The organism is Mucilaginibacter sp. (assembly GCF_036383575.1).
Classification (GTDB): Bacteria; Bacteroidota; Bacteroidia; order Sphingobacteriales; family Sphingobacteriaceae; genus Mucilaginibacter.
This window is the reverse complement of the sequence record NZ_DASVOB010000624.1, coordinates 1-3,619: the sequence shown is the minus strand read 5'-3', so window position 1 is coordinate 3,619 and position 3,619 is coordinate 1. Positions and strand designations below refer to the sequence as shown.

At 40.3% G+C, this 3,619-nt stretch carries 4 protein-coding genes and 2 rRNA genes; 3 read left to right on the top strand and 3 right to left on the bottom strand.

The features are described 5' to 3' along the window. The 3 genes from VF500_RS22160 to VF500_RS22150 all read left to right on the top strand — a co-directional run. Window positions 1–203, top strand: a 23S ribosomal RNA gene (locus VF500_RS22160); the annotation flags it as partial. Between the two features lie 202 nt (window positions 204–405). Next, a 5S ribosomal RNA gene (gene rrf, locus VF500_RS22155) occupies window positions 406–517 on the top strand. Window positions 518–689: 172 nt separating this feature from the next. Next, window positions 690–1,496, top strand: a complete 807-nt coding sequence (locus VF500_RS22150; protein ID WP_330861765.1) for a TonB family protein — start codon at window positions 690–692, stop codon at window positions 1,494–1,496. A 33-nt stretch (window positions 1,497–1,529) separates the two neighbouring features. Here the strand turns inward: VF500_RS22150 and VF500_RS22145 are convergent, their stop codons facing one another. From VF500_RS22145 to VF500_RS22135, 3 genes are all read right to left on the bottom strand, one after another. Continuing rightward, window positions 1,530–1,835 carry a hypothetical protein gene (locus VF500_RS22145; RefSeq protein WP_330861764.1) on the bottom strand — a complete coding sequence of 102 codons (306 nt, stop codon included), beginning with the start codon at window positions 1,833–1,835 and terminating at the stop codon, window positions 1,530–1,532. Between the two features lie 117 nt (window positions 1,836–1,952). After that, entirely contained in the window at window positions 1,953–2,669 is a 717-nt protein-coding gene (locus tag VF500_RS22140) for a pirin family protein (RefSeq protein WP_330861763.1), read from the bottom strand. A 173-nt stretch (window positions 2,670–2,842) separates the two neighbouring features. Further along, window positions 2,843–3,427 carry a Crp/Fnr family transcriptional regulator gene (locus VF500_RS22135; RefSeq protein WP_330861762.1) on the bottom strand — a complete coding sequence of 195 codons (585 nt, stop codon included), beginning with the start codon at window positions 3,425–3,427 and terminating at the stop codon, window positions 2,843–2,845. Between the last annotated feature and the right edge of the window lie 192 nt (window positions 3,428–3,619).

Here is a 3,619-nt window from a genome sequence, read left to right as displayed (position 1 = left end):
CTGGTGAATCTGTTATGCCGCCAGGTGTACTGCAGAGTAGCTACGTTGGGAATAGATAAGCGCTGAAAGCATCTAAGTGCGAAACTAGCCACAAGATGAGACTTCCATTGAGGGTCGTAGGAGACTACTACGTTGATAGGTCATAGGTATAAAGGTGGTGACATCATAGCCGAGTGATACTAATTGCCCGAAGCTTTCTTCAGATAGAAAACAGTGTGGGTGGAACCCTAACAGGCTCCACCCCGCGAAAACAAAAACAACGAATGCTGTTGTTTTCTCTTAAATTCAATCACTTCTTTCAATAATATGTCATTTATCGAGGCTGAAAGGCCAAAGGATAAAGGCGAAAGGTATTAAAACCTTTGACCTTTTATCTTTAAGCTTTCACCTTAATAAAAAAGAAATTCAGGTGCCTATATCGGCGGTGTCTACCTCTTCCCATTCCGAACAGAGAAGTCAAGCCCGCCAGAGCCGATGGTACTGCGGTAAAACGTGGGAGAGTAGGTCGGTGCCAATCTTTATCACCTTCGATGGTGCAACAATGCAAAAGCCTTAGCAACACGCTAAGGCTTTTTGCGTTTATAAAAACTTCCCTATTAACCAACTAATCTATCTTACATATCGGCTAATTACTAAGGCTTTTTGCGTTGTCCTATTCTCGGATAAATATCTGTCGTATATTTATCTCAATGAAAAAGCCTTTACTTATCCTACTCATCGCATGCTGCAGCTTGGCGTTAAAAGCCCAAACAGCAGACTCCGTTACTAATAAATTCAATAAAATACCCTACGTGCGTTTTGATGTTTTTGCCAAATTTCCTAACGGCGATTTTGAGGAATATGTTAAACAGCATATCACTTATCCAGCAGGACAGCAGCAAAACATAAACGGAAGGATTGCTATAGCCTACAGTGTAGATGTTGAAGGTGATGTTGTAAATGCGCGGCTGTTAAGTAATTTATCTCCCGCAGTGGATAAAGAAATTTTGCGGGTTTTTAACTCTTCTCCAAAGTGGGTTCCGGCAACGTATCGTGGAAATAAAGTTGAAGTGAATATTGGGGCGATTTTTATAGTGGATGTTAATGCAATCAACAAAACAATAATCTTAACCAAACCGAAATCCGCTGTTATGTCAGATGCTGAAATAGAGAATGCTGTGTTTACAGCTGTTGAAACGCCTCCTGCACAGCCTGGCGGTATTGAAGGATTTAATGATTTTCTTAATAGAAACGTCAATTATCCACAGAGCGCTTTAGATCAAAAGATTGATGGAAAGGTTATATTGTCCTTTGTCATAGAAAAGGATGGTAGTTTGAGTGCTTTTAAGGTATTGAGATCGCCTTCAGATGATTTTAGTATTGAATCAGTAAGAGTACTTAAATTATATAAATATACCCCTGGTTCACAAAACGGAAAAAAGGTAAGGGTGCAGCAAGTAGTAGTGATAAATTATGATCATAAGAACCCCAATGATCACTCCTATAAGTACTATTAAACAATAATTAGTTTAGGTATCAATATAATTTGTTTAGTCAACGGCTAAGGCTTCATATATCTCAGCACTCAATAATCCGCTTCCACCACCATAGTGTTGGGCTATTTTAATATCAGGTTTATTGGCCTTAAAGTAAGCGCAAAGGTCTTGCTCTGATTGTTCTTCAATACCACCACCAAGTAATACGAGGGCAAAGTCCCGCGTTTTAAAAGCACTGATAGCTTCCTGGTCAGTTATGCAACCTGTGGCATTCCATTCCGGATTGTTATTTACCAGGCGTATCACCGTTTGCAAGATCTCCGGGTGCCTTCCTATCACTAATATTTGTGTTTGGTTCATTGTTTTAATTCTTATCAGCAGTGCAATAATTCTCTATCACCTTGCCCGGCTCCCCTCTTTCTGCCAAAGACAAAAAAGCGGGGCCGAACAAAGTCTTATCAATCATCATTAAAAAAATCAAAATTTCATCGGTACGTCAATCAGCAAAAACTCGGCATCTGTACCTGCTTCAATAGTAAATTTATCGGTATCCCAAATTCCTAAGGCATCGCGGCTGCTTAATGTTTCGCCATTGATAATTACTTCTCCGCTTAAAACAAATGCATAAACTCCGTTGCCTTCTTTTTTAATCGAATACTCTGTACTTACGCCCTTATCAAATTTACCCAAATGAAACCAAGCATCCTGGTGGATCCATACTCCGGCATCATCAGGATTTGGCGATAATACCTGTTGTAGTTTATTGTGCCTGTCTTCAAGATTTAATGAGATCTGGTCATAACGGGGTTCAACATTCCTTTTATTAGGGTAGATCCAGATCTGTAGAAATTTCACTTCGCTGGCTCTGTCAAAATTATATTCACTGTGGAAAATCCCGGTACCGGCACTCATCGCCTGGATATCGCCATTTTTGATAACGGCTATATTGTTCATACTGTCTTTATGTTCCAGATCACCTTCCAGCGGGATGGAAATGATCTCCATATTATCATGCGGATGTTTGCCGAAGCCCATTCCCGGGTCAACAGTATCATCATTTAATACACGCAATGCGCCGAAGTTCATCCGTTGCGGGTTGTAATAACCTGCAAAACTAAATGATTGGTAACTGTGCAGCCATCCATGGTCTGCATGTCCGCGAGTATTAGCTTTATGTAAAACGGTCTGTGCCATTGTGTGTTTCCTTTAAATTGTAATACAAAGTTAAGGGAGCCACGGCCGGCGGCACTTGATGTAGGTTAAGAAAATTAATGGACACTAATTACACGAATTGAATTGACACGAATTTGCTCGAATTTTAATTGTTCTAATTCGTGTCAATTCGGTTGAATTAGTGTAATTCGTGCTCATCTCTTCCGCACCATCTCCGCCTTCATCCTGCTGAAAAACTCAGGGGTAACGCCTATGTAGGAGGCTATTTGTTTTTGAGGCAGATGATCGATGAGGGTAGGGTAGCGTTTGCAAAAGTTATTATAACGCTCTTCGGCGGTAAGGCTTAAGCTGTCGATCAATCTTTGCTGGCTGGCTACTAATGAGTTTTCGGTCAGGATCCTGAAAAAATGTTCAAACTTGGGGATCTGTGTATATAGCTTCTCCTGGTTTGCTTTTGAAAGTAGCAGCACATCGGTGTCCTCTAATGCTTCGATATTCTGGATTCCAGGCTTTTGCGAAATGAGGCTGTACATATCGGCTATCCACCAGTCGGCAGGGGCAAAGCTGAGTACATGTTCGATGCCACTTTTATCTACCGTATATCCCCGTAAACAACCGGACGTTACAAAAGCCGAATACTTACATACCTCGCCATACGTAAGCAAAAATTGTTTGCGTTTTACTTTTTTGGGCTGCAGATAGGCCGTGAAAGTTTCCTGTTCTTCGCGGGTTAAATGGATGTGTTTTTCTAGATTGTTGAGTATCAGATTGAGCGGCATATGCAAAAATGTGTTTTATTTGGCTCATTATCGAGGGCTAAACCATTAATATATCCTGTTTTTTACAGGCTTAGGGCATTTATTTAATAAATTTTAAATTAGCTTTATCAACTGCCAAATATGCCATGCCAAAATATGCGTATGTTATGCTTATAAAGCGGTATGGATAGCGAAAAATTATCAATATGATTG